Genomic DNA, 24,208 nt, shown 5'->3' on the forward strand with positions numbered 1-24,208 from the left:
ATCGGCCGGTACCGTCGCAACGAGCGACGAGATCGACAACGTGAACGATCGCGCGAGCGATGCCGGTTTCGACACGTTCGACGACGCCGACGAACCATTCGAACAGGCGGCGCTCGACGCCGCTCACGGCCGTGCCGGCGCCTCGTCATCCCCGCTCGAATTCGATCCCGACAGCGCCGCGTTCGTGCGCAGCATCGCGCTCATCGACCCGTTTTGCGACACGATCTGGCTCGAAGATGGGCTCTCGCGCAATACGCTCGATGCCTACCGCCGTGATTTGCGTCTCTTCGCAGAGTGGCTGGCGGCCAAGCGCGAGACCGCACTCGATGGCGTGGACGAGGCGGCGCTCTCCGCCTATCTGGCGTGGCGCCGCGATAGTCTGGCGAGCAGCATGAACCGCCGTCTGTCGGTCTTCAAGCGCTTCTATCAGTGGGCCTTGCGCGAACACATCGTGCAGCAGGACCCGTGCTTGCGCATCGCGTCGGCCAAGCGCGCGCAGCGACTGCCCTCGACGTTATCCGAAGCACAGGTCGAAGCCCTGCTGGCTGCGCCCGATCTGACGCAGCCGCTCGGGTTGCGCGATCGCGCCATGCTCGAGTTGATGTACGCGAGCGGTCTGCGCGTGTCGGAGCTGGTCTCGCTCAAGACCATCGAAGTGGGATTGAACGAAGGGGTGCTGCGCATTTTCGGCAAGGGGGCGAAGGAGCGGCTGGTGCCGTTCGGCGAAGAGGCCAATGGCTGGCTCACGCGCTATCTGGCCGAGAGCCGTGGTGTGCTGCTGGGCGGCCGCGCCTGCGACACGTTGTTCGTCACGCAACGCGGCGAGGGCATGACACGGCAGGCGTTTTGGTATCTGATCAAACGTTATGCGTCGCAGGCCGATATTCGTGCACCGCTCTCACCGCACACGCTTCGGCACGCATTTGCGACCCATCTGATCAATCACGGCGCCGATCTGCGCGTGGTGCAGTTGCTGCTCGGGCACTCCGATATTTCCACCACGCAGATTTATACGCACGTCGCGCGCGAGCGCCTCAAATCGCTGCACGCGCAGCATCATCCGAGAGGGTGATCGTCCTGCGCGGGGGATGCCGCGCCATCAAAACAGCGCTTTGAGCTTGTGCTTGAGCACCTTGCCCGTTGACGCTGCGGGCAGGGTGTCCAGCACACGAATCTGCGCCGGACGCTTGTACGGGGCAAGGCGCGTCGCAGCCCATGCGGCCAGCGATGCCACGTCGATGGTATGGCTCGGGCGCGCTTCCACAAACGCAATGATCTGCTCGTTACCTTCTTCGGGGCGGCCGAGCACTGCGGCCTGAAGCACATCCGGATGGCTCGCCAGCGCCTGCTCGACTTCGAGCGGGTAGACGTTGAACCCGGAGTGGATGATGATTTCCTTGGCGCGTCCGACGAGGAAGAGCGCACCGTCGGCGGCGCGACGGGCAAGATCGCCGGTACGCAACCAGCCGTCTGCCGTCACGGTCGCGGCCGTGAGTTCCGGCGCGCGGTAGTAGCCGAGCATCACGTTCGGGCCGCGTACCCAGAGTTCGCCCACTTCGCCGTCGGACAGATCCTGACCGTCATGACCCACGATGCGTACCGTCACACCGGGGATCGCGGGGCCAACTGCACAATCGTCGCGCGGGGCATCGAGCAGCGTTTGCGAGACGGTCGGACTGCATTCGGTCAGCCCGTAGCCGTTGTGAATCGGCAGGCCGTAGAACGCTTCGACACGCGCCTTGAGCGCGGCGTCGAGCGGTGAGCCCCCCGAGTAGACGAAGCGCAGACGCGGCGCGATGAGCGAGGCGCCTTGCATTGCCACGTAGGCCATCAGGCGGGCGTGCATGGCGGGCACGCCTTGCAGGATCGTCAGTCCATCGTGAGCGAGCGAGTCGAGCACGGCCTCGGGGGTGAAGCGCGCAGCAAGGCGCAGCGTGCCGCCGGCGTACAGCGTGCCGAGACACACCGACGTCAGGCCATAGACGTGCGAGATCGGCAGCACACCGTAAGCGATATCGTCGGCACCGACGCGTCGCAGCGTGCTGGATACTGCCGCGATAAACATCAGATTGCGATGCGAGAGGCGAACGCCCTTGGGCGTGCCCGTCGTGCCCGTGGTGTAGATGAGCGCCGCGCATTGCGCCGCCGGGTCGGCTTGCACCGGTTCGGCGAGACTGTCGGGATTGACGTCGGACGCCGCCATGGCTCCCAGTGCGAGTTCGGTCCAGACGACCTTGGCGGCATCCGCCCGGGCGTGAGCGGCAGCGTCGGGGGACGCGTCGATCGTGTAGACGGTGCAGCGCGGGCGCGCGTGATCGCGGATCACGCTCAACTCCGTCGGCGAGAGCCGCGCGTTGCTCAGCAGCGGCCAGGCGTCAAGCGATGCGACGGCGAGCAGCAGTACCACGTAGGCGATGCCGTTCTCACCGACGATCATCACGCGGTCGCCGCCCCGCACGCCATGCGCGCGCAGACGCTCGGCGCTGGCGGCAACCGCGCTCGCCAGTTCGCCGTAGGTCAGACGGCGGAAGTCGTCGATCAGGGCGATGCGGCCGGGCGTTTGCGCGGCAATGCGCGCGGGCAGGGTGTCGATGCGTGCGGGCAGATTCGCGAGCAGCGTGGCCGCGAAGGTGTCCTGAAGCGGGGTGTCGAGAGGGGTAGACATGACCGCATTGTAATGCGGGGGCCGTCATGAGGCCGCGCAGGGGGGCTGGCCTCGTGACGCGCCGCGCGTATTCCGGGACCGCAGCGCCGGTGCGTTTCATTACAATAGGCGCCCATGAGCAAGACCAAACACGTCTCGGAAACGCCGGCCACGCAGTTTCTGAAGCAAAAGAAAGTGGCTTTCACGGAACATGTCTACGAGTACGTCGATCATGGCGGCACCGGTGAATCGGCGCGTCAGTTGGGCGTGGACGAGCATATCGTCGTCAAGACCCTCGTCATGGAAGACGAAAAAGCCCGGCCGTTGATCGTGCTCATGCACGGCGACCGGACGGTCTCGACGAAGAATCTCGCGCGCCAGATCGGCGCCAAGCGTGTCGAGCCCTGCAAGCCGGAGGTCGCTCAGCGTCATTCCGGCTATCAGGTGGGGGGCACGTCGCCGTTCGGCACCAGGCGGGTGATGGCGGTGTACGTCGAGGCATCGATTCTCGATCTGCCGCAGATTTTCATCAATGGCGGGCGGCGGGGATATCTCATCGGTATTGCCCCGTCCGTGTTGCTCAATACGCTGGCGGCCAAGCCGGTGTCGTGCGCATTGCGCGACGAGTGACCCCCTAAAACCCTTATCGGACGGCCGCCAGCCCGGCACTTTGCGCCTCGGCGCAACCCCGTGTTTGCCAGAATGGGGTGACCGGGCCGCTCAAGTAGAATGGCGGCCAAGACAAATTCTGCTCACTAACGAAGTTCATGGCCACACTGGTTTTTATCGTTCTCGCGTATCTGATCGGCTCGATGCCGTTTGCGGTGATCGTCAGCCGCACGATGGGGCTTGCCGATCCGCGCAGCTACGGCTCGGGTAATCCGGGCGCCACGAACGTGCTGCGCTCCGGCAACAAGAAGGCCGCGGTGCTCACGCTGATCGGCGACGCCTTCAAGGGCTGGTTTGCCGTGTTCCTCGCGGAACGCTTTGCCGACGCCTGGGGCGTGGGTGACTTCGGTCTGGCGGCCGTGGCCCTCGCGGTCTTCGTCGGCCATCTGTACCCGATCTTCCTGCGCTTCGCGGGCGGCAAGGGGGTGGCGACGGCGGCGGGCGTGCTGCTCGCCATCGATCCGATTCTGGGTCTGGCGGTGATCGCCACGTGGCTCATCATCGCGATCTTCTTCCGCTATTCGTCGCTCGCCGCGCTGGTGGCCGCCGTATTCGCGCCGCTGTACTACGTGTTCATGTTCGGCTTAGGGCCTTATGCGCCGGCAGTGATCGTCATGGCGATTCTGTTGATCTACCGGCATCGCGCGAACATCGGCAAGCTGATGGCGGGCAAGGAAAGCCGCATCGGTCAGAAGAAGTAAGACCGGTATTCCGGCCCGATGCGAGTCGGTTTCGGACAATAAAAAACCCGCAGCGAGTCTGCGGGTTTTTCGTGCCTGCCGCGCGTGTCAGTCGCGGAAGTTGTTGAAGTCGAGCGGGGTGTCCGTCACGTCGCGGCGCAGCAGCGCCATGGCGCTTTGCAGGTCGTCGCGCTTGGCACCCGAGACACGAACGCTGTCGCCCTGGATGCTTGCCTGTACCTTCATCTTGCTGTCCTTGATCAGACGCACGATCTTCTTGGCCAGGTCACCTTCGACGCCTTTCTTCACCTTGACGACCTGCTTGACCTTGTCGCCGCTGATCTTCTCGACCTTGCCATAGTCGAGGAAACGCACGTCCACGTTGCGCTTGGCCATCTTGCTGACGAGCACCTGTGTGACTTGTTCGAGCTTGAAGTTGTCGTCGGCGAAGAGCGTGAGTTCCTGCTCCTTGTGCTCGACACGCGAGTCCGATCCCTTGAAGTCGAATCGCGTCGAGATTTCCTTGTTGGCCTGCTCGATGGCGTTCTTGACCTCTACCATGTTGGCTTCGCTAACCACGTCAAACGATGGCATCTGGCTCTCCTGAAATGCAAAGGGTTCGTGAAAACGGCACGCCCGGCGTGCCGGGATGATACGGCGGCGGTGGCGTGTCCGTCCGGGGGCGCCGAACGGCGCGGGGCACGGCCGCGCGGCCGGTATAATGATGCGCAAAATTCTTTCGCCCGACATTGTAATTCAGCCGTCGGTCCCGCGTCCCTTCCGGACGATGTCCGGCACGGCGGCGCCCACTGGCTTCTCCCTATTCCATGCTCCAGTTGCAACGCGACGTCAGTCTGCGCGAACTCAATACCTTTGGCCTGCCGGCTACCGCCCGCTTCGTCGTGACCATCGACAGCGAGGCGGCGCTTGTCGAGGCACTCGCCATGCCCGAACTGGCAGGCTTGCCGCGTCTGGTACTGGGCGGCGGCAGCAATGTGGTGCTCACGCGTGACTTCGATGGCGTTGTCTTGCGGATGGCCATTCGCGGGCGCGAACGGCTTGCCGATGATGCCCACGCGCGCTACGTACGTGGCGGCGCGGGCGAGGTCTGGCACGAATTCGTCGACTGGACGCTCACGCAGGACTGTCCCGGTCTGGAAAACCTCGCGCTGATTCCCGGCACGCTCGGCGCGGCGCCGATTCAGAACATCGGGGCCTACGGGTTGGAGCTGGCCGAACGCTTGGCTGAAGTGCGCGCGCTCGATACCACTACGGGGTTGTTCGTCAGGCTTACTCGCGAGGCATGCGCGTTCGGCTATCGCGACTCACTGTTCAAACGCGAACCGGGGCGTTACATCATCGTTGGCGTGACGCTGCGGCTGCCGCAGCCATGGCAGCCTGTCACGGGCTATGCGGATGTGTCGCGCACGCTTGCCGAGGCGGGTATCGATCGGCCGGATGCCCGGCAGATCTTCGATGCGGTGGCGGACATTCGCCGTCGCAAACTGCCCGATCCGCTCGAACTCGGCAACGCGGGCAGCTTTTTCAAGAACCCCGTCGTGGAGGCGGCGACGTTTGCCGCACTGCGTGAGCGCTTTCCGCAGACGGTCGGCTATGCCCAGCCTGACGGCACGTGGAAGGTCGCGGCGGGCTGGCTGATCGACCAATGCGGATGGCGAGGCAAGTCACTCGGCCAGGCCGGCGTGCATGAACGTCAGGCGCTGGTGCTCGTCAATCGCGGCGGCGCGACGGGGGCCGATATCGTGGCGCTCGCGCGTGCCGTGCAAGCCAGCGTGCAGGAGCGCTTCGGCGTCGCGCTCGAGCCCGAACCGCTCATGCTTTGATGGCGGTGGCGTCGGGAAGACGCTGTAGATAGTCGCGCCGCAAGTCGACGGTGGAGCGCACGCCTACGTCTGCGAAGTGCGCCTCCAGCCATCGGCTCGCCGCCTCACGGCCGCGGTCTCGCAGCGTCGTGAGGAAATTCCAGTCGGTGACGAATTTCGTCGATGAGGACAGGTCGTACAGCTCCTTGTCCGCTCGAATCGAGTGAATCAGCGGGTACTTCAGACGCTTGCGGAACTCCGGCTTGAGCCATCCTTCGTCGAGCAGTTTGTGCACGAACGAGATGGCGCGGAATTCGCGCTGAAGCGACGCGTTGAACGTGATTTCATTCACGCGGTTCATGATCTGCCCCGGCAACACCGGCTTCTCTTTGCGCTCGATCGGGTTGATGTGCACGATCAGAATGTCGCTCGTGACCGTCTCGTAATAGAACGGATACAGCGGGGGGTTGCCGAGATAGCCGCCGTCCCAATAAAAGTCCTCGTCGATCTTCACCGGTTTGAACAGCCACGGCAGACAGGCCGACGCCATCGCAACGTCGAGCGTAATTTCGTGTGTGCGGAAGATGCGAATGTTACCGGTGCGGATGTTGGTCGCGGAGACAAACAGGTGCGTCTCCGTACTTTCGCGCAAACGATCGAAATCGACCTGCGCTTCGAGCACGGTACGCAGCGGGTTGATTTCGGCCGTGGGCTGCGAGAACGGCAGCATCCACTGCTGCATGCTCTGCATCCAGTCGTGCCAGACCGGGTACTCGGTCGGACGGCCGTTGAGCCAACTGAAGACGGTTTGCGCCCACGCCGTGGCCGACGAGCCGGCTTGGGACACGCCGAGCCAGAAACTGTGCAGCGATTCACGCGCTTTCTCGCGCGGATCGACGCCCGGGCGGTCGAGCAGACCGTGCGCGAGCACGACGGCGTTCATCGTCCCGGCGGATGCGCCGCTGATGCCTTCGAACTCGAGACGCCCGTCTTCGAGCAATTTGTCGAGCACGCCCCATGTGTACGCGCCGTGAGCGCCACCCCCTTGCAGACCCAGATCGATGCCTTTTCGCTTCGGGCTGTCGCGGCGGCTGCGCGCGGATTTCGTGGATTTGGCGGGGGCGCCGGCCTGCGTGGCATCGGACGTTTCTGCGCTGCCTCGGGTGGCGATGGTGTCGCCGGTGCCGTCAGGGGGAAGCAGCGGGACATCCGTCGGCTCGAGGTCCGTGCTCGTGCCGTTCGCCGGCGCGGCAACGGCGTCGGCCGTCAGAGAGGGCTGGAATGACGCCTGCGTATCGGCAGGCATTGCAGAAGACTTGTCACCGGCAGCATCGTCGGCGGATTCGGGGGGAAGACGCGACATAGTGAGTAGCGGCGCCGGGCCGCGCTGAACCGGCCGAGAGGGCGATGGCGCGAGAAGTTGCGCGCCATCGCGATGCTGGCCAGTCGGTTAGCCGTAGTGGCAGACGTAATCGAGCGTCTCGACGACCTCGATATCGAACTTGCTATTGCCCGGCACGGAGAACTGCTGACCGGCGGCATATTCCTGCCACTCGGTTTGACCGGCCAGACGGATGTGGCAACGACCGCCCGTGACTTCCATGATTTCCGGTGCATCGGTACCGAACTGGAGCGTGGCCGGGAAGATCACGCCCAGCGTCTTGCGCGTACCGTCCGGGAACAGCACGGTGTGGGAAACACACTTGCCGTCGAAATAAATGTTGGCGCGCTTGATTACGGAAACGTTGTCGAACTGCGTTGCGTTTTGCGTCATGACCGAATGCGGTGTCGAATGCGATGGAAAGTCGCGATGGAAGGTCGATAGGCTTGCCCTGCTGGGACAAGCGTGAATTCATGCTAGCACGTTTCGAACGTCCACTCGTCGCACTTTTGTGCATTGCACAACGAATTTGCCCTGTTGTGGTGCAAATTGCGAAATGTTCTGACGGATGGCCCGAACTGTGTCGCGCTGCCATGAAACGCGCGTCCATGAAGGACGCTGGCGCGTCAGCGATGATAGCGGAACGTCAATCGCGATGGGGGACGGCGGTGTTTCGGGCAGGGGAAAGCAGGACGATGGAGGCGAGCGAGGAGGGGGATGTCTGAGGCTGTCCGGACGACATTGCGTCGCCCGGGCGAGGGCGCGATGGCGATTACACGCGGCCCAGCATCAGGTACTCCATGAGCGCCTTCTGCACATGCAGACGGTTCTCGGCTTCGTCCCAGACGACGCTTTGCGCACCGTCGATGACGTCGGCCGAGACTTCCTCGCCCCGGTGAGCGGGCAGGCAGTGCATGAACAGGGCGTCGGCCTTGGCCTGCTGCATGAGATCGGCATTCACGCACCATTGAGCGAAAGCTGCCTTCCGCACTTCGTTTTCGGCTTCGTAGCCCATGCTCGTCCACACGTCGGTCGACACGAGGTCGGCACCTTCGCAGGCTTTGCGGGGGTCGTCGAACTCACGTACGAACGGACGGCTCGATTCGGCCACCATCGCCTGATCGAGGCGATAGCCTGGCGGCGTCGAGATGTTGAACTGGAAGCCGAAGATCTCGGCGGCCTGAATCCATGTGTACGACATGTTGTTCGCGTCGCCAATCCAGGTCACGGTCTTGCCCTTGATCGGGCCGCGATGCTCGTAGTACGTGAAAATGTCGGCCAGTACCTGACACGGGTGGTACTCGTTGGTCAGACCGTTGATCACGGGCACGCGCGAGTGCTGCGCGAAGCGCTCGATGATCTCCTGACCGAAGGTACGGATCATGATGATGTCGGTCATGCGCGAGATCACCTGAGCCGCATCCTCGATCGGCTCGCCGCGGCCGAGCTGCGTGTCGCGCGTGTTCAGGAACACGGCGTGGCCGCCCAACTGGTGAATCCCGGCTTCGAACGACAGGCGCGTGCGCGTCGAGCTTTTCTCGAAAATCATCGCCAGCGTGCGGTCGTGCAGCGGGTGGTAGGTTTCGTAGTTCTTGAATTTCTTCTTGAGGATGCGAGTGCGCTCGAGCACGTAGTCATACTCGTCGAGCGTCAGATCCGAGAATTGAAGGTAATGCTTGATGGGTTTGGCGGTGGTCATTTGGATGTTCTGCTGGAGGCCGATATTGCGGGAATTCGAAGGGAACTCGCTCGCTTACGGCACGACGAACAAGCCTTGAGGCCTGTCCCCCGGGCAGGCTCGTGAAGGTGTTCTACCGGTTGCTGGCTTCAGGGGAACAGCCCCTAGTCTACCAAATCGTTTTGCCGTCACACGAAAAGCGTATGATCGAGCCCGCTGCTGCACAGCCGAAAACGGCTGGCAAGACCGAAAAAAACATCTGCAGCAATGGAGGGGGACGGGTTTGAGTCTTATATAAGATATAATACTGTCTCTGTCGGCTGCGCTACCCGCGGTATGGCCGTCCAGGTGTTTTTTGAGGTGATTGAGCGATATGACCGACCAGGTTTCCGCGCGCGAGTATTTCATCCAGGGGCTCACCCGGGGTGGCAAGAAGTTCCGGCCGAGTGACTGGGCGGAGCGTCTGTGCGGCGCCGTGTCGTTCTGCGGCCGGAGTGATACCGGCCCGAACGCATACATGCAGTACTCCCCCTATGTGCGTCCGATTATGGTGGGTGACGTCAAATGCGTCGTCGTTGACGAGCGGTTGCGCGACATCGAGCCGATGGCTTTCGATTTCGTGATGAACTTCGCGCGTGACAACGATTTGCAACTGACCGAAGCCTGCTTCGTCCCCGACGTCAAGTAATTCCCCTCGATTGTTTTTCGGCCAGACGTGAGTGCCGGGCCTTTGGCCCTGACTCACCGTCTAGCGCTCGACCTGCTCCCGTACCCTCCCAAAGTTCTCCCCCCGCCGCCTTTCCAGATTCGCGAATGTGTTACCGGCGTTGATAGTTATGGCGATTTGGGTGCCAACGTTGCGCGGGCGAGCGGTGGCAAGCTGTCGGGCGGGAACTGGACGAAGACGGCAGACAACGTGAGTTTGCCCTCGGCGTTCAAGGTGCGTCCGGCCGTGGGAGTAATCCGCCGAAGCGTGGGGAATCAGCAATACGCAGGCAGGTCGTGTCGGTCTCGTCTACGCGTTTTGATCGATTGGCGCACAGACAAAAGAAAAAAGCCCGCATAAAGCGGGCTTTTTAGTGTCCCGACCGTAGTCGGAACCGGCAAGCAACTTGTTCTGCTTTGCAGCTTGCGCTGTCTTAGGCAGCAGCCGACATCGCCTTGATGGCGGCCGACAGGCGGCTCTTTTGACGAGCAGCGGTGTTCTTGTGAACGATCTTCTTGTCAGCGATGATGTCGATCGTCTTGGCCGACGTGCGCAGGACCTCCTTCGCAGCAGCCTGGTCGCCAGTGGCGATAGCCTTGCGGACAGCCTTCACAGCCGTGCGCAGGCGCGAACGCAGTGCCGAGTTGTGGGCGTTGATCTTAACGGTTTGACGCGCGCGCTTGCGTGCTTGTGCGGTATTTGCCATGTTCGGTGAATTCCTTGAATTGCTCCGCCTGATGCGGCTTCTATGCAGTTTGGCTCGGCTCCCTGGGAGACACGGTGGCCAGGAAGCAATCCATTGACTTCGAAACCGTCGATTATAGCCGAAGGCCAACGGAAATTGCAACTTCTTTGCTGCAACGCTGTGCGTATAATACGCGCAACATGAATTTGCTCAAAGCTCTCGCTACGGTCAGCGGTTTCACGATGCTTTCGCGCATCACCGGTCTGGTCCGTGAAATTCTTATCGCGCGCATGTTTGGTGCCGGTCCCATGACCGACGCCTACAACGTCGCGTTCCGCATTCCCAATCTGCTGCGCCGCTTGTCCGCTGAAGGGGCGTTTTCGCAGGCATTCGTGCCGATTCTGGCCGAATTCAAATCGCAGCGTAGTGAAGAAGAGACGAAAACCCTTGTCGATTCAGTCACGACGGTGCTGTTCTGGGTACTGCTGTCGATCACCATTGCCGGGGTGCTTGGCGCGTCGGGTGTTGTCTACGCGGTAGCCACGGGTCTCGCGCACGAGAACGGTACGTTCGACGCCGCTGTCTTCATGACCCGCGTGATGTTCCCGTACATCACCCTTATTTCGATCACGACACTTGCCGCCGGGGTGCTCAATACCTGGCGTCAGTTCTCGATGCCCGCGTTTGCGCCGGTACTGCTCAACGTCAGTTCGATCATCGCATCGCTGTGGGTCGCCCCGCATCTGGAGACACCGGTCTACGCGCTGGCCTACGCGGTGATCGTCGGGGGCGTGCTGCAACTGGTGATCCAACTCCCGGCGCTCGCGCGTATCGGCATGGTGCCGCGAATCACCCTCAACGTGGCAGCGGCCCTGCGCAACGCCGGGGTGAAGCGGGTGCTGGCGAAGATGGTGCCGGCAACGCTGGCGGTATCGGTGGCCCAGATCAGCCTGATCATCAATACGAACATCGCGTCGCGTCTCGCGCAGGGCAGTGTGTCGTGGCTGGCTTACGCCGACCGGCTGATGGAGTTCCCGACAGCGCTGCTGGGCGTGGCGCTGGGCACGATCCTGCTGCCGAGTCTGTCGCGCGCCCATGCCGACGGCGACGCCGCAGAGTATTCCGCGCTGCTGGACTGGGGGCTGCGCCTGACGTTCCTGCTCGCGATGCCGAGCGCCGTGGGACTCTTCGTCTATGCCGAACCGCTGACCGCTACGCTTTACCAATATGGCCGTTTCGACGCGACCGACGTCACGATGACGGCGCATGCGCTCACGGCCTATGGCGTGGGGCTGGTCGGCCTGATTCTTATCAAGATTCTGGCACCGGGGTTCTACGCCAAGCAGGACATCAAGACGCCGGTGAAGATCGCCGTTGTCGTGCTCATCGCCACACAGCTCTCGAACCTGCTTTTCGTGCGCTGGTTCGCTCATGCCGGGCTGTCGCTGTCGATTGGTGTCGGCGCATGCATGAATGCCGCGCTGCTGTTCGCCGGACTCCACAAACGCGGCATTTACCGACCGGCGCCGGGCTGGCGGCTGTTCTTCGTGCAATTGCTCGCCGCCTGCCTGATTCTGGCCGGCGTGCTGTTGTGGTTCACGCAGAGTTTCGACTGGGTCGCGCTCGGGGCTCGGCCGCTCTCGCGCATTGCGCTGCTTGGCGCCAGTCTGGTTCTATGCGCCGTGGTGTATTTCGGGGCATTATTCCTCATGGGTTTCAATTTCTCGTTCTTCCGCCGACGCACTCGCTAATGCCGCATTAGCGGGCCGCTGAAACGGCAGAATCCACGGATACCGCATGGCAAATCGAATTCTCGAGTATTTTGCTGCGCTGGTTGCGTCCGACGACGGTCTGCCGCTTACCGAAGCGGCCATCGCAATCGCGCAAGACGTTTATCCGGATCTCGACGTGCAGGACACGCTGACCCAGATCGATGCGCTTGCCGCGCGTCTGGCCAAGCGTCTGCCGCCAGATGCCGGGCCGCTGCAAAAGCTCCAACTGCTCGACCATTATTTCTTCCGCGAACTCGGGTTCGCGGTCAACCAGAACGACTACTACGACCCGGACAACAGCCACTTGCATGTTGTGCTGGATCGTCGCCGTGGCATCCCCATCTCGTTGGCTGTGCTCTGCATGGAGATCGGTCACCAGATCGGCTTGCCTTTGCGTGGCCTGTCGTTCCCGGGGCATTTCCTGCTGCGGCTTGCCGTGCCGGCTGGCGACGTGGTCATCGACCCGCTCTCGGGCAATTCGCTCTCGCCGCAACGGCTGCTCGAGATGGTCGAGCCGTATCTGAAGCACTATCGCGACGAAAGCGCCGAGCCGATTCAGGAATTGGCGTTGTGGGCGCTGCTGCACCCGTTTCTGGAGCCTGCGACCCCGCGCGAAATCCTCGCCCGGATGCTGCGTAATCTGCGAGCGATCTACACGCAGAGCGAACGATGGGAGCGTTTGCTCGCCGTGCAGGAGCGCATGGTGCTGGTCTTGCCCGACCAGCCTGTCGAGAAGCGGGATCGCGGGTTGGCTTATGCGCGTCTCGGACTGGTACGTCCGGCACAGGACGATCTCGAACACTATCTGGGCAAGCGTCCCGATGCAGACGACGCCGAAGCCATCCGTCAGGTGCTCGACGACCTGAGCCGTCGTCCGGGAAGCCACGGGTAGCGCTCGAGCGCTCCCTTTTCGTGCGTCGTATGAAGAACGCCAGCCTGACCGGCTGGCGTTTCGCTTTTTCACATCGATGATCGAGGTGTTTGGCTTTTCACACCGACTGCGCCGCGAGTTCCTGAACTCGCCGCTGCAATCCCGGTTTATAACCGAAATGGAAGAACACTTCGGCCATCAGGAACATCGGTGCGATAAATATCTGAAAGAGGTTGTCGAGCAAGGCAGGCTTACGGCCCTCGAAATGGTGCCCGATCAGTTGGATGATCCAGCCGCCGACGAACAGCACGCCAAAGACGGTCAGCGCCCAAGGCCATGGCAGTCGGGCCAGATGTTGCGTGAGCGCCAGCAGCACGGCGAAAAAAGCGGTCATGGCTAGTGCCAGCGGGACATCGAGCAGGAAGTAATACATCAGCAGCACCAGCACGATCACATGCGTGGCGTTCAGGCCGCTCGGGCCGAGCGGCACCCACGAGAACGCCTGCATCACAGCAAGAATAATCATGGGAACGCCGAAGAAATGGGTAAGACGATTCTTGGGACTGCGGTGATAGCGCTGATAAAACGACATCTGTTGCGCCAGTGATTTCATGCCAGCCTCCTGCCTCGGGGACGGGGACACTGCAAGGGCGCCAGCGATGGAACCGGCGTCTAAGCCGACCGCAAGATGCGGTCGGCATTCCATTGTAGTCACAGTCGAAACGATATTTTGCTGCGCCGCGGCAAAGTGACTCGGATGCCGCGTGCCGGCATTTCCGATCCTATTTCGGCTGCATGCGGATCGCGCCGTCGAGCCGAATGACTTCGCCGTTGAGCATCGGATTGCGCACGATCTGCTCCACGAGCATCGCGTATTCTGCCGGTTTGCCCAGCCGGGGCGGGAACGGCACCATTTGGCCGAGCGACGCCTGCACTTCGGCCGGCATGGCGAGCATCATGGGGGTTTCGAAAATGCCCGGTGCGATAGTCATCACACGGATTCCGCTGCGCGACAGATCGCGCGCCACCGGCAACGTCAGGCTTGCCACGCCACCTTTGGAGGCCGCATACGCGGCCTGCCCCATCTGACCGTCGAAAGCGGCGACCGAGGCGGTATTGACGATCACGCCGCGTTCTCCTTCGCCGTTCGGTTCGCTCTGACTCATCGCGGTGGCGGCGAGCCGAATCATGTTGAACGTGCCGATCAGGTTGATCTGGATGACGCGGGAGAAAGTGTCGAGCGGGTGGGGGCCGTCGCGGCCGACGGTCTTGCCGCCAATTGCGATACCCGCGCAATTGACGAGGCCGCGCAGTGTGCCGAGAGCGCTAGCTGCTGCCACTGCCGCCTTGCCGTCGTCTTCGCGCGTGACATCGCATTTGACGAACTTGCCGCCGAGCTTCTCAGCGAGCGCTTCACCCTCATCGACGTTCACGTCGGCGAGCACGACCTTTGCGCCGAGTCCGGCAAGCCAGCGCGCGGCGGCCGCACCCAGGCCCGAGGCGCCACCGGTGATCAGAAACACATTGCCCTGAATTTCCATGCGTCATCCTCCTTTGGCAAAAAAGGCGGCGCAGTGTGAACTGGCCGCCTTTTTCTAAAGCGTCATTGAGGCTCACCCGACCGGGCGCGCCAAGTGTCGCACCGGGTCATGCGGGGCGGCGCCGACGTGCTTACTTCAGTGCATCGAACACGCGCGCGCGGATGTCGTCCACGCTGCCCTGGCCCGAGATCTTGCGATACTGCGGTGCCTCGACAATCGAGCCCGGGCTGCCATGCTTCGCCCAATCCGAATAGTAGGCGACGAGCGGTTTGGTTTGCGATTCGTAGACGGCGAGGCGCTTCTTGACGGTGTCTTCCTTGTCGTCTTCGCGCTGCACGAGCGGTTCGCCGGTCACGTCGTCCTTGCCTTCCACCTTGGGCGGGTTGAAGGTGACGTGATACGTGCGGCCCGATGCCGGGTGCGTACGACGGCCGCTCATGCGGGTAATGATCTCGTCGAACGGCACGTCGATTTCAAGCACGAAGTCGATGGCGACGCCGGCTTCCTTCATGGCTTCCGCCTGCGCGATCGTGCGCGGGAAACCGTCGAACAGATAGCCGTTCTTGCAATCGTCGGCAGTCAGGCGCTCACGCACCATGCCGATGATGACGCCATCCGGCACGAGGTCGCCTGCATCCATGAAGCGCTTGGCTTCGAGGCCGAGTTGGGTGCCTTCCTTGATCGCGGCGCGCAGCATGTCGCCGGTCGAGATTTGCGGAATGCCGAATTTTTCCTTGATGAATGTTGCTTGGGTGCCCTTGCCGGCCCCGGGTGCCCCCAACAAAATCAGACGCATTGATGACTCCTGAAAGTTTGTGATTTGTGAATGCTGTGCGTGCGGCAGGCCGGTGCGTCTCCGGCGATCTGCGGCGGTGGCGGGTCCTGTGACCGGCCAGCCGCGCTGCGCGCAGACGCCGCGCTCGGCGGGGCGCGGCGCGCGCGACCGGGGGTCTGCTCGCGAGAATTAGAGCGATTATGCCACGACGCGCCCGCCCGTCGGCGTTTTGCCGCGTCGTGGAAGTCCTGCCGGTGCGATTTCCGGGACACCTGCGTGCGTTTCGCGCCGGTGCGGCAACCCCGAAATTCGCACGAGATCGGACTTCAGTTTTGCAGCAGTGCGCGAACGCGTTCGAGATCTTCGGCGGTGTCGACGCCCGGTAGCGGCGCATCGTCGGTCACGAGCACCGCAATGCGTTCGCCATGCCAGAGCGCCCGAAGTTGCTCGAGCGACTCGGCGGTCTCGATCGGCGCTTGCGGCAGGTTCGGATAGCTGCGCAGAAACTTGGCGCGATAGGCGTAAAGCCCGATGTGACGAAAGATGGGGGTGGTCGCCGCCGGCAGGCTTGCCGCATGGGTAAGCCCGGCGGACCATGCGTCGCGCGACCAGGGAATGGGCGCGCGAGAAAAGTAGAGTGCCCGGCCGTGCACGTCGAGCACGACCTTGACGACGTTCGGAGAGAAAATCTCCGCGTTGTCGGTAATCGGGTGCGCGGCGGTCGAAAGCGCACATTCCGGATGCTCCGCCAGATGCGCGGCCACCGCATGAATCAGCCGCGGATCGACGAGCGGCTCGTCACCCTGCACGTTGACGACGATGGTGTCGTCGGACCACCCCTGCTGAACGGCCACCTCGGCAAGACGATCGGTTCCCGTGGGGTGATCAGCGCGCGTCAGCACCACGTCGAAGCCATGCGCCGAGACGGCATCGACCACGCGTTGAGCGTCGGTGGCGACGACGACCTGGCACGCGCCCGACTCACGCGCGCGCTCTGCCACACGCACGACCATCGGCTTGCCGCCAATATCCGCGAGCGGTTTGTTGGGCAGACGTGTCGATGCGAGGCGCGCCGGCACCACAGCGACGAAGTCGACGGTGTTGATCGAATCGCTCACGATGCAGACTTGTCGTCGTTCAGGGGAACGGGGGTACCCTCGACTGACTGGCGTGCTTCATCGGCCAGCATGACGGGAATGCCGTCGCGAATCGGATAGGCGAGCTTGTCTGCGTGGCAAATCAGCTCCTGGGCTTTCTTGTCGTACTCCAGGGGGCCCTTGCACAACGGGCAGACGAGAATCTCAAACAGTCGGTTGTCCACGCAATTTCTCCACTACCAGTGATACGAGGCGCGCATCGAGCGAGGCCTCGGCAGGTACGGCCCACACCCGCGGGTCGGACCAGGTGACGCATTTTACTGCATCCTTTTCGGTGATCAGGATGGCGTCGGCGGCCACGCCGTCGAACGGATTCGACGCAAAATCGTAATGATCGGGCAACGCGAGCGTCTCGATTTGCAGACCGGCGGCCCGCAACGCGGCGAAGAAGCGCTCAGGCGCGCCGATGCCGGCCGTAGCCAGCACGCGTTTACCTGCGAAGTGCGAAAGCGCCCGGGTGAGCCCAGGCTGGCTCACACACCATGCGTCGCCCAGCGTGAGCGTGAGGCGCCACGTGTGCGGCCATTCGGGCAGCGTTCGGCCGTAGGGATCGTTGATGAGATTGGCATCGCGCTGACGCGACAGCGGTTCGCGCAGCGGCCCGGCGGGCAGCAGGAAACCGTTGCCGCCCAGGCGATGGTCGAAGACGGCGATCTCGACGTCGCGTGCCAGTGCGTAATGCTGGAGGCCATCGTCGCAAACGATGACATCACACGCCGGATGCGCGGCGAGCAACGCACGGCCGCCTTCGACCCGCGACGGCCACACCCACACGGGTGCGCCGGTGCGCTTGGCAATCAGCAGCGGTTCGTCGCCGACGTCTTCGGGCCGTGCCGTCACGCCGACTTCGGTCGGATGAGACAGTGTTGCCCCGTATCCGCGAGAGAGTATCCCCGGCGTATAACCGTGTGCACGCAGCGCGCCGACGAGCGCGATGACGGTCGGGGTCTTGCCCGTACCGCCGACGGTCAGATTACCGACCACGACGACAGGCACGGGCAGCCGCGTCGACGTCCTCCAGCCCTGTCGAAAGCTCAGGCGCCGCCATGCCGCAATGGCGCCGAAAACCCACGACACGGGCCACAATAGCCAGGCAACAAGTCCCCGTCGTTGCCATTGCGCGCTCACCCAATGCACAAGCGAGCCCGACAGGCGCGGCACCAATGCACGCGAACGCGTGCCGTTGGTCTGGCCTGAGGGGGATAGCGGCGTGGTCATCGGGAGCGGGAGGGTGCCTCGCCGCGGGCGGCAGTCGAGCGCGCGGCGAAGGTCAGTCGCGACAGACCGGCCTCGCGGGCAGCTTCCATCACGTTGATGACCGACTGATGGGTGCTCTTGGCGTCGGCGTTAATGATGATGACCGGTGATTCGGCACTGCTATTCGCGGGGCCTGCCGCCTGGCGCAGCGCAGCCGTGAGGCTGGCGACATCGCGCTGCCCGAGCGGGTGCCGGTCGATGGCGTAACTGCCGTCGGCACCGATCGATACCACGATCTGACGCGGCGGCACGACAGCCTTTTCTGCATCGGCTGTCGGCAGATTGACCTTGAGCGCCGTGTATCGCGTATAGGTCGTAGTGACCATCAGGAAGATCAGGATGACGAGCAGCACATCGATGAGCGGGATCAGATTGATCTCCGGCTCGTCGCGCGTGGAGAGACCTCGACGGAAATTCATCGCGTGTCTCTCGGATCAGTGCCGCGGCAGCGTGGCATCGAGAAAATGGACAGCTTGCGTCTCGAGTTCGACCAGAAACGCATCGACGCGAGTGCGGTAGTAACGATAGAAGATCATCGCCGGAATCGCGATCATCAGACCGAAGCCGGTGTTGTACAGGGCCACCGAAATGCCGTGTGCCAGTTGCGCCGGGTCGGTGCCCGTGGCGTCTTGCGCGCCGAAGATCTCGATCATGCCGATGACCGTGCCGAATAGCCCCATCAAAGGTGCGACCGAGGCAATGGTGCCCAGCGCGGGCAGGAAGCGTTCGAGTTCATGCGCGACTGCTCGCCCGGTCTCTTCCAGCGCCTCCTTGGCGCTTTCGCGCGGCCCTTGCGGGTTGTGTGCGACGAAACGAACACCGGTGGCTAATACGCGCCCGAGCATCGAGCCGCGCGCCAACGCTTCGGTGGCATCCTGTTTGGCCGAACCGCGGCGGGCAAGCGTGATCGCGTTTTCGAGCACCCCGCTTGGCAGTACGCGCGCGCGGCGCAGCGACAGGGCGCGCTCGACGATCAGGGCAAGGGCGATGACGGAAGCGATGAGAAGTGGCCAGATGGGCCAGCCGGCGGCCTGGATAACGGCGAACAAAGACGACCTCTTGCTTGGTGCGGGGGATGGGGCAAACGAGTCCGAACTGTAGCGTGCAGGGTGGGGATGGGCAAGCACCGTTTTCCACATCATCCGAGCACAAGGATGTGGACAACCTTGGGATACGTTCGGCAACTCTTTGACCCGACTGTACTTTTTAGTTCGTGATTAAAGAATGGGCAGCAATTTGTTTCAGAAATGAACACTGCCGCAAGCTCACGATTCCCAAGAAATGGCGTGCAGCCTGTGGATAACTATGTGCACATGTCGCCTCCTCAGCATATATCTTGGCGATCCTCCCGGAATGACCTCACGGCATCACGGTAAAGGCGACCGCACAGCCCGATAAATCAAGGGTTTGGCGTCGCGATGCAGGAAATATCGGGCATGTGGGCGCGAAAACCCTTAAATTAGCGGGCCTGTGGACAGCTTTTTTGTCAGCGAATACGTATGAACCCATCTTTCGACGACGCCCGGCCCATTAGTGGTGCGGATCGCGTGCTAAGTGTTTCGGATTTGAACAAAGCCGTGGCCGGCGTGCTGGAGCGGAGCTTTCCGCTGGCATGGGTCAGCGGCGAAATTTCGAACTTCACGCGTGCGGCGAGCGGCCACTGGTATTTCTCGATCAAGGACGCGCAAGCGCAAATGCGCTGTGTGATGTTCCGCGGCCGCGCGCAGCACGCCGACTTCTCGCCGAAAGAGGGCGATCGCGTCGAGGTTCGTGCGCTGCTCTCCATGTACGTGCCACGCGGAGAGGTCCAGCTCAATGTCGAGGCGATCCGCCGCGCAGGGCAGGGCAATCTGTATGAGGCGTTTCTGAAACTCAAGGAGAAGCTCGCCGCCGCAGGGTTGTTCGACGCCCAGCGCAAGCGTGCTTTGCCGAGGTATGCCCGCCGGGTAGGCGTTGTCACGTCGTTGCAGGCCGCCGCGTTGCGCGACGTGCTGACGACGCTCGCCCGGCGTGCCCCCCACGTTGCGGTGGTGGTCTATCCGGCGCCCGTGCAAGGGGCGGATGCGGCGACACGGCTGGCGGCGGCGCTCGATACGGCCAACGCCCGCCGCGAGGTCGACGCCCTGTTGCTGTGCCGTGGCGGTGGTTCCATCGAAGACCTGTGGGCGTTCAACGAGGAAGTGCTCGCCCACGCCATTGCGCGCAGCGAGCTACCCGTTGTCTCCGGTGTGGGGCACGAGACCGATTTCACGATCGCGGATTTCGTGGCCGACGTGCGTGCGCCAACCCCGACGGCGGCTGCCGAACTGATTAGTGCGGCCCGTGACGAATGCCTGCGCGAGATCGACCGGGAACGCCAGCGGCTGACCCGGGCGATGTGGCGCATGCTGGAACAGCGTGGCCAGCAGCTCGACAGTTTGTCTCGCGGGCTGGTTTCGCCTCGTGAGCGTCTGGCACGTCAGCGCGGCGAACTGGCGCACTTGAGCGACCGGATGCGACACGCGTTGGAACGTCCGCTGGCCCAGCGCCGTGGCCGTTTCGAGATGTTGCGCCTTCGCCTGACGCGTGCGGTACCCGATGTCGCGCCCCAGCACGAGCGTGTCTCGTTACTCTTGCAGCGCCTGCAAAACACAATGTCGCGCCGGGAAGAGCGCGCTGCCCAACGACTCGCCGATGCCACAGCGCAGCTCGAGTTACTCAATCCGCGCCGCACGCTACAGCGCGGCTATGCCGCCGTGCTCGATGGGAAGGGCCAGCCGGTTCGCGATCCGAGAAAATTGCATCGGGGCCAGCAAGTGACGATGCACTTGGCCGATGGTGCCGCCGACGTCGGCATTGGTGATGTTCAGGTCAGGCTAGACGATACTTTTTAGCGGGACCCGGTTCGACAATACTGACAAATCGCAGCCATCGTGCGTCGATTAGCCGGGATTGGCAAACAATCGTCACAGAGATATCGCATAGTGGGGTAAATCAAGTAACCGTGCGGTTTGCGGGGTTTTCGCATCTGCCCTAGAATCGATGGCTCCGGATAATGCAAAATCGGGTTCCCCTCAGAGCACAAAGGACAATTGCCATGGAACACAAGCTCCCTGAACTGCCGTACGCCATCGATGCACTGGCGCCGACCATCTCCAAGGAAACGATGGAGTATCACTACGGCAAGCATCACCAAGCCTATGTGACCAACTTGAACAACCTGATCAAGGGCACCGAGTTCGAAAACGCCAGCCTCGAAGACATCATCAAGAAGTCGTCGGGCGGCGTGTTCAACAACGCAGCACAGGTGTGGAACCACACCTTCTTCTGGAACACCCTGTCGCCCAAGGGCGGCGGTGCACCGTCGGGCGATCTGGCCAAGGCCATCGACGCCAAGTTCGGTTCGTATGACGCCTTCAAGGAAGCCTTCTCGAAGTCGGCCGTGGGCAACTTCGGTTCGGGCTGGACGTGGCTCGTGAAGAAGGCCGACGGTTCGGTCGACATCGTCAACACCAGCAACGCCGCCACACCGCTGACCGGCGCCGACAAGCCGCTGATCACCATCGACGTGTGGGAACACGCCTACTACATCGACTACCGCAATGCCCGTCCGAAGTTTGTCGAGGCATTCTGGAATCTGGTCAACTGGGACTTCGCCGCGAAGAATTTCGCGTAATCGAGCCTCCCGGACTTTGCCGGCCGATACAATCCACTTCAGTGAAACTCGCTGAAGGGAACGTCAGGCGCCCAACCCGAGCGTCTGGCGTTGGCGGCGAAACGAAAACCCACCGCTTGCGGTGGGTTTTTTGTTTTCAGCGGTCACAGGATTACCGTCTCGTGCGTTTTGCTTGACCGCCATCAAGATTTGCGTATGTCGCCGTCGTTAGAGTAAACACTTCAAACAGAACGGACAACGTATGCCTGACCCTGCGCCAGCGCGCGACATCTGCGCCACCACTCTTTCGCTCGCCCCTGACGCCTCGCGCGACACCTGTCGCCCCGAATCCCGTAACAACGATCCCCATCATCGCTACTGGCTCGCCGACGCCCGGCTCATGAGCAGCCTGCCGCCAGCCACATGGACACTCTTCCGTCTGGCCGAACAAAAGCGAGGTAGCACTGCCACGCATATGTGGCGCGTCGGCGCGCTGGCCTGGCGTTTCGCGCAAGCGCTCGGCATGCCTGCCGTTAAAGCGCAGGCCCTCGGGCTGGCAGCGGCGCTGCACGACACCGGCAAGCTTTGCATTTCAAACGCGATACTGGAAAAGCCGGGCAGGCTGACGCCCGATGAGATGGATGTGATGCGTATGCATCCGCAATTGGGGGCCGATATGTTGGGCGCTATCGGCGGTGCGGCATGCACGTTGGCGGCAACCGTCGCTCGCACGCATCATGAACGCTATGACGGCGGCGGTTATCCGTATGGTCTGTCGGGGAATCGTATTCCGTTGGCAGGACGGATCGTCGCGTTGGTCGACGTATTCGACGCGCTGGCGAGTCACCGGCCGTATCGATCGGCACTGCGTCCGGCCCAGATTGTTGCGGCGATGCTCGCCGAGCGGGGGCGTCACTTCGATCCGTGGCTGCTGGATCGATTTCTCGAGCGTTCGCTTGGGTCCGCGTTGGAGATATCGGGCGGCGCCCGTTGAGCGCGCGCCGTCGAATGCACGGGGTCAGCGCGGCAAGCCCGAAATCTTCGCGCCCGGGCCGAGATTCTTGCTCTTGAACCAGCCCAGATTCATTTCCAGCGCATAGCGCACCGCCGCACGCGGGCAGTGATTGTCTTCGGTCTGTGGCGCCATGTCTTCGATGTTCACGATCGTGCCATCGTCGGCAAGAAATGCGATGGACAACGGCAGATTGGTATTTTTCATCCAGAAGCAATGACCGGCGCGTTGTTCGAACACGAACAGCATGCCGGCGTTGGCGGGCATTGTCGTGCGATACATCAGGCCTTGTTCGCGGTCTGCCTCATTGGCGGCGACTTCGGCCTTGATGAGGTACATGCCGGCAGAGAGCTGAACGGTCGGGAACTGCCCGGGCTGCTTGATTTGCGCGGCGGCGCTCACTGGCGCGAGTGCCATGACGGCAGCGGTGGTGGCAAACGTGGCGCTGGCGGCGAGCGCGGCCAGTTGACGCGAAATCCGGATCACAAACGGCTCCTGGGACGATCGGGGGAACGTCAGATACGTGGCGGATCATTGTAGCCGCCGGACGAAAAAAAAGCAGGTTGCATAAGCAACCTGCTTATTACCGTACGTTGCGCGGCAAGCCGCGCAGCGCGGTACTTACTTGCTGGCAGCAGCCGGAGCTTCAGCAGCGGCAGCCTTCTTAGCCGACTTCTTGGTCGACTTCTTGTGCGACGACTTCTTCTTGGCAGCCGGCTTGCTAGCAGCGGCCGGAGCAGCAGCAGCGTCAGTGGCCGGAGCCGGAGCCGATGCTTGGGCGAAAACGCCAGTTGCGAAAAGGCCAGCGACCAGGGCAGCGATCAGTTTTTTCATGACATTCCTCGTTGAAGCTCGATGTTGGGGTGGTGTACTCGTTGACCCGCGAAGTGAGTCATTTCCTTTAACGTCCGTTCAGGACATCGGTTGACAACTCACCTGCGGATTTTTTCAAAAGCTAGTATTACGGCTTGTTACCGACGGGCGGCTGGCTCATCGCCTTCTTGCCCGACTTCTTGTGATGATGCTTCTTGTGTGTGGCCTTCTTCGCCGGGGCAGCCTGATCAGCAGGCGCTGCTGCTGCAGGCGCCGCCGGGGCGACAGGCGCCGTAGCCGGCGCCGATTGTTGGGCCATCGCGGCGCCGGACACAATCAGGCCGGCGGTCAGTGCGAGCAGCAGTTTGTTCATGACTTGGTTTCCTCGTTTCAGTTAGTGGTGCGTATGTTGCGCACCTGTTCCCTCAACGAGATGAACGACTGCGAGGTTGACCGGAAAGTGTAAGTATTTGTTGCGGTAGTTCGCACCATTGGCCCGGCGCGAGGTTCAATGCAAAGACGTCGACCGGACCGATGGCGACGCGGACCAGCCGCAGGGTCGGTTTGCCGACGGCGGCGGTCATGCGTCTGACCTGACGGTTCTTGCCTTCCACGAGCGTGATCTCCAGCCAATGCGTCGGGATGTTTGCCCGATAGCGGATCGGTGGATGACGCGGCCATAGACTGGCTGGCTCAGGGATTTCCCGCGCCTGGCACGGCAGCGTGACGAAGTCACCCAGATCGAGACCGCCACGCAGCCGCGCAACGGCCGCTTCGTCGTACGCACCTTCCACCTGCGCCCAATAGGTCTTCGGGAGCTTGCGTTCCGGCTCGGCGATGCGTGCTTGCAGGCGGCCATCGTCGGTGAGCAGCAGGAGTCCTTCGCTGTCGGCATCCAGGCGTCCCGCCGGATAGACCCCCGGACGTGTCACACATTCGGCGAGCGTGGGACGCGTCGGGTGCGGCGAAAACTGGCAAATCGTACCGAAGGGTTTGTTGAGCGCGAGAAGTGTCATACCGGGGGAAGAAAATCGGAAATTGCCGAGACAGCGATGTGCGATATTGCATGGCGTCTCCGAATACCCGAACGCATGACGCGATGACTCGCTC

The 24,208-nt window shown here is 62.5% G+C and carries 28 protein-coding genes; 10 read left to right on the forward strand and 18 right to left on the reverse strand.

Going from position 1 to position 24,208, the window contains the following annotated elements:
- Positions 1–184: 184 nt before the first annotated feature.
- Complete coding sequence (gene xerD / locus PCO31110_RS16820; protein ID WP_051126374.1) at positions 185–1,072, forward strand: site-specific tyrosine recombinase XerD; 888 nt, start codon at positions 185–187, stop codon at positions 1,070–1,072.
- Between the two features lie 27 nt (positions 1,073–1,099).
- Here the strand turns inward: xerD and PCO31110_RS16825 are convergent, their stop codons facing one another.
- Complete coding sequence (locus PCO31110_RS16825; RefSeq protein ID WP_150690927.1) at positions 1,100–2,665, reverse strand: class I adenylate-forming enzyme family protein; 1,566 nt, start codon at positions 2,663–2,665, stop codon at positions 1,100–1,102.
- A gap of 114 nt (positions 2,666–2,779) precedes the next feature.
- Between PCO31110_RS16825 and ybaK the strand changes: the two genes are divergently transcribed.
- Positions 2,780–3,274, forward strand: coding sequence for a Cys-tRNA(Pro) deacylase (gene ybaK, locus PCO31110_RS16830; RefSeq protein ID WP_150690928.1), 495 nt, complete (start codon positions 2,780–2,782; stop codon positions 3,272–3,274).
- A gap of 137 nt (positions 3,275–3,411) precedes the next feature.
- Positions 3,412–4,014 carry a glycerol-3-phosphate 1-O-acyltransferase PlsY gene (plsY, locus tag PCO31110_RS16835; RefSeq protein ID WP_150690929.1) on the forward strand — a complete coding sequence of 201 codons (603 nt, stop codon included), beginning with the start codon at positions 3,412–3,414 and terminating at the stop codon, positions 4,012–4,014.
- A gap of 87 nt (positions 4,015–4,101) precedes the next feature.
- On the opposite strand, the gene PCO31110_RS16840 is transcribed toward plsY, so the two are convergent.
- On the reverse strand, positions 4,102–4,587 hold the full coding sequence (locus tag PCO31110_RS16840; protein ID WP_010807150.1) for a YajQ family cyclic di-GMP-binding protein: 486 nt from the start codon (positions 4,585–4,587) through the stop codon (positions 4,102–4,104).
- A gap of 233 nt (positions 4,588–4,820) precedes the next feature.
- Between PCO31110_RS16840 and murB the strand changes: the two genes are divergently transcribed.
- The gene (gene murB, locus PCO31110_RS16845) at positions 4,821–5,837 is read left to right on the forward strand and encodes a UDP-N-acetylmuramate dehydrogenase (protein ID WP_150690930.1); all 1,017 of its coding nucleotides are present in this window, start codon (positions 4,821–4,823) and stop codon (positions 5,835–5,837) included.
- Here the strand turns inward: murB and PCO31110_RS16850 are convergent.
- From PCO31110_RS16850 to argF, 3 genes are all read right to left on the reverse strand, one after another.
- Positions 5,827–7,179: a patatin-like phospholipase family protein gene (locus PCO31110_RS16850; RefSeq protein WP_144265844.1), complete on the reverse strand. Its 1,353-nt coding sequence runs from the start codon at positions 7,177–7,179 to the stop codon at positions 5,827–5,829. The two genes, murB and PCO31110_RS16850, sit on opposite strands and share 11 nt — an antisense overlap.
- 87 nt (positions 7,180–7,266) lie before the next feature.
- Complete coding sequence (gene ppnP, locus PCO31110_RS16855; RefSeq protein ID WP_010807147.1) at positions 7,267–7,590, reverse strand: pyrimidine/purine nucleoside phosphorylase; 324 nt, start codon at positions 7,588–7,590, stop codon at positions 7,267–7,269.
- 379 nt (positions 7,591–7,969) lie between these two features.
- A complete protein-coding gene (gene argF, locus PCO31110_RS16860) occupies positions 7,970–8,896 on the reverse strand; it encodes an ornithine carbamoyltransferase (RefSeq protein WP_010807146.1) in 927 nt (308 codons plus the stop codon).
- Positions 8,897–9,248: 352 nt separating this feature from the next.
- Between argF and PCO31110_RS16865 the strand changes: the two genes are divergently transcribed.
- Positions 9,249–9,563, forward strand: coding sequence for a DUF3579 domain-containing protein (locus tag PCO31110_RS16865; RefSeq protein ID WP_150559827.1), 315 nt, complete (start codon positions 9,249–9,251; stop codon positions 9,561–9,563).
- Positions 9,564–10,014: 451 nt separating this feature from the next.
- Here PCO31110_RS16865 and rpsT read toward each other — a convergent pair whose 3' ends face one another.
- Positions 10,015–10,287, reverse strand: coding sequence for a 30S ribosomal protein S20 (gene rpsT / locus PCO31110_RS16870; protein WP_010807144.1), 273 nt, complete (start codon positions 10,285–10,287; stop codon positions 10,015–10,017).
- A gap of 179 nt (positions 10,288–10,466) precedes the next feature.
- Between rpsT and murJ the strand changes: the two genes are divergently transcribed.
- Both murJ and PCO31110_RS16880 read left to right on the forward strand, forming a co-directional pair.
- Positions 10,467–12,017, forward strand: a complete 1,551-nt coding sequence (gene murJ / locus PCO31110_RS16875) for a murein biosynthesis integral membrane protein MurJ (protein ID WP_150690931.1) — start codon at positions 10,467–10,469, stop codon at positions 12,015–12,017.
- Positions 12,018–12,063: 46 nt separating this feature from the next.
- Positions 12,064–12,930, forward strand: coding sequence for a SirB1 family protein (locus PCO31110_RS16880; protein ID WP_010807142.1), 867 nt, complete (start codon positions 12,064–12,066; stop codon positions 12,928–12,930).
- Between the two features lie 97 nt (positions 12,931–13,027).
- Here PCO31110_RS16880 and PCO31110_RS16885 read toward each other — a convergent pair whose 3' ends face one another.
- The 8 genes from PCO31110_RS16885 to PCO31110_RS16920 form a co-directional block, all read right to left on the reverse strand.
- Complete coding sequence (locus tag PCO31110_RS16885; RefSeq protein WP_010807141.1) at positions 13,028–13,522, reverse strand: Mpo1 family 2-hydroxy fatty acid dioxygenase; 495 nt, start codon at positions 13,520–13,522, stop codon at positions 13,028–13,030.
- 169 nt (positions 13,523–13,691) lie between these two features.
- Positions 13,692–14,450: an SDR family NAD(P)-dependent oxidoreductase gene (locus PCO31110_RS16890; protein WP_010807140.1), complete on the reverse strand. Its 759-nt coding sequence runs from the start codon at positions 14,448–14,450 to the stop codon at positions 13,692–13,694.
- 130 nt (positions 14,451–14,580) lie between these two features.
- Positions 14,581–15,246 (reverse strand): adenylate kinase, encoded by a 666-nt coding sequence (gene adk / locus PCO31110_RS16895; protein ID WP_010807139.1) that lies wholly within the window; start codon positions 15,244–15,246, stop codon positions 14,581–14,583.
- A gap of 305 nt (positions 15,247–15,551) precedes the next feature.
- Positions 15,552–16,343: a 3-deoxy-manno-octulosonate cytidylyltransferase gene (kdsB, locus tag PCO31110_RS16900; RefSeq protein ID WP_150690932.1), complete on the reverse strand. Its 792-nt coding sequence runs from the start codon at positions 16,341–16,343 to the stop codon at positions 15,552–15,554.
- The gene (locus PCO31110_RS16905) at positions 16,340–16,546 is read right to left on the reverse strand and encodes a Trm112 family protein (RefSeq protein WP_010807137.1); all 207 of its coding nucleotides are present in this window, start codon (positions 16,544–16,546) and stop codon (positions 16,340–16,342) included. Before PCO31110_RS16905 ends, kdsB begins: the two co-directional genes overlap by 4 nt.
- Positions 16,527–17,543, reverse strand: coding sequence for a tetraacyldisaccharide 4'-kinase (lpxK, locus tag PCO31110_RS16910; RefSeq protein WP_150691051.1), 1,017 nt, complete (start codon positions 17,541–17,543; stop codon positions 16,527–16,529). Before lpxK ends, PCO31110_RS16905 begins: the two co-directional genes overlap by 20 nt.
- Before the next feature lie 53 nt (positions 17,544–17,596).
- Positions 17,597–18,058, reverse strand: coding sequence for an ExbD/TolR family protein (locus PCO31110_RS16915; protein WP_010807135.1), 462 nt, complete (start codon positions 18,056–18,058; stop codon positions 17,597–17,599).
- Between the two features lie 15 nt (positions 18,059–18,073).
- A complete protein-coding gene (locus tag PCO31110_RS16920; protein ID WP_010807134.1) occupies positions 18,074–18,688 on the reverse strand; it encodes a MotA/TolQ/ExbB proton channel family protein in 615 nt (204 codons plus the stop codon).
- Positions 18,689–19,138: 450 nt separating this feature from the next.
- Here PCO31110_RS16920 and xseA point away from each other — a divergent pair, with 450 nt between their 5' ends.
- From xseA to PCO31110_RS16935, 3 genes are all read left to right on the forward strand, one after another.
- On the forward strand, positions 19,139–20,512 hold the full coding sequence (xseA, locus tag PCO31110_RS16925) for an exodeoxyribonuclease VII large subunit (RefSeq protein ID WP_150690933.1): 1,374 nt from the start codon (positions 19,139–19,141) through the stop codon (positions 20,510–20,512).
- Positions 20,513–20,715: 203 nt separating this feature from the next.
- The gene (gene sodB, locus PCO31110_RS16930) at positions 20,716–21,294 is read left to right on the forward strand and encodes a superoxide dismutase [Fe] (protein WP_150690934.1); all 579 of its coding nucleotides are present in this window, start codon (positions 20,716–20,718) and stop codon (positions 21,292–21,294) included.
- Positions 21,295–21,535: 241 nt separating this feature from the next.
- On the forward strand, positions 21,536–22,267 hold the full coding sequence (locus tag PCO31110_RS16935) for an HD-GYP domain-containing protein (protein ID WP_010807131.1): 732 nt from the start codon (positions 21,536–21,538) through the stop codon (positions 22,265–22,267).
- Positions 22,268–22,291: 24 nt separating this feature from the next.
- Here PCO31110_RS16935 and PCO31110_RS16940 read toward each other — a convergent pair whose 3' ends face one another.
- The 4 genes from PCO31110_RS16940 to PCO31110_RS16955 form a co-directional block, all read right to left on the reverse strand.
- Positions 22,292–22,702, reverse strand: a complete 411-nt coding sequence (locus tag PCO31110_RS16940; RefSeq protein WP_051126370.1) for a DUF192 domain-containing protein — start codon at positions 22,700–22,702, stop codon at positions 22,292–22,294.
- 204 nt (positions 22,703–22,906) lie between these two features.
- Positions 22,907–23,119 (reverse strand): hypothetical protein, encoded by a 213-nt coding sequence (locus tag PCO31110_RS16945; protein ID WP_150690935.1) that lies wholly within the window; start codon positions 23,117–23,119, stop codon positions 22,907–22,909.
- 127 nt (positions 23,120–23,246) lie between these two features.
- Complete coding sequence (locus tag PCO31110_RS16950) at positions 23,247–23,471, reverse strand: hypothetical protein (protein ID WP_150690936.1); 225 nt, start codon at positions 23,469–23,471, stop codon at positions 23,247–23,249.
- Between the two features lie 52 nt (positions 23,472–23,523).
- Positions 23,524–24,114: a pseudouridine synthase gene (locus tag PCO31110_RS16955; RefSeq protein WP_150690937.1), complete on the reverse strand. Its 591-nt coding sequence runs from the start codon at positions 24,112–24,114 to the stop codon at positions 23,524–23,526.
- Between the last annotated feature and the right edge of the window lie 94 nt (positions 24,115–24,208).

The organism is Pandoraea communis (assembly GCF_902459745.1).
GTDB lineage: Bacteria > Pseudomonadota > Gammaproteobacteria > Burkholderiales > Burkholderiaceae > Pandoraea > Pandoraea communis.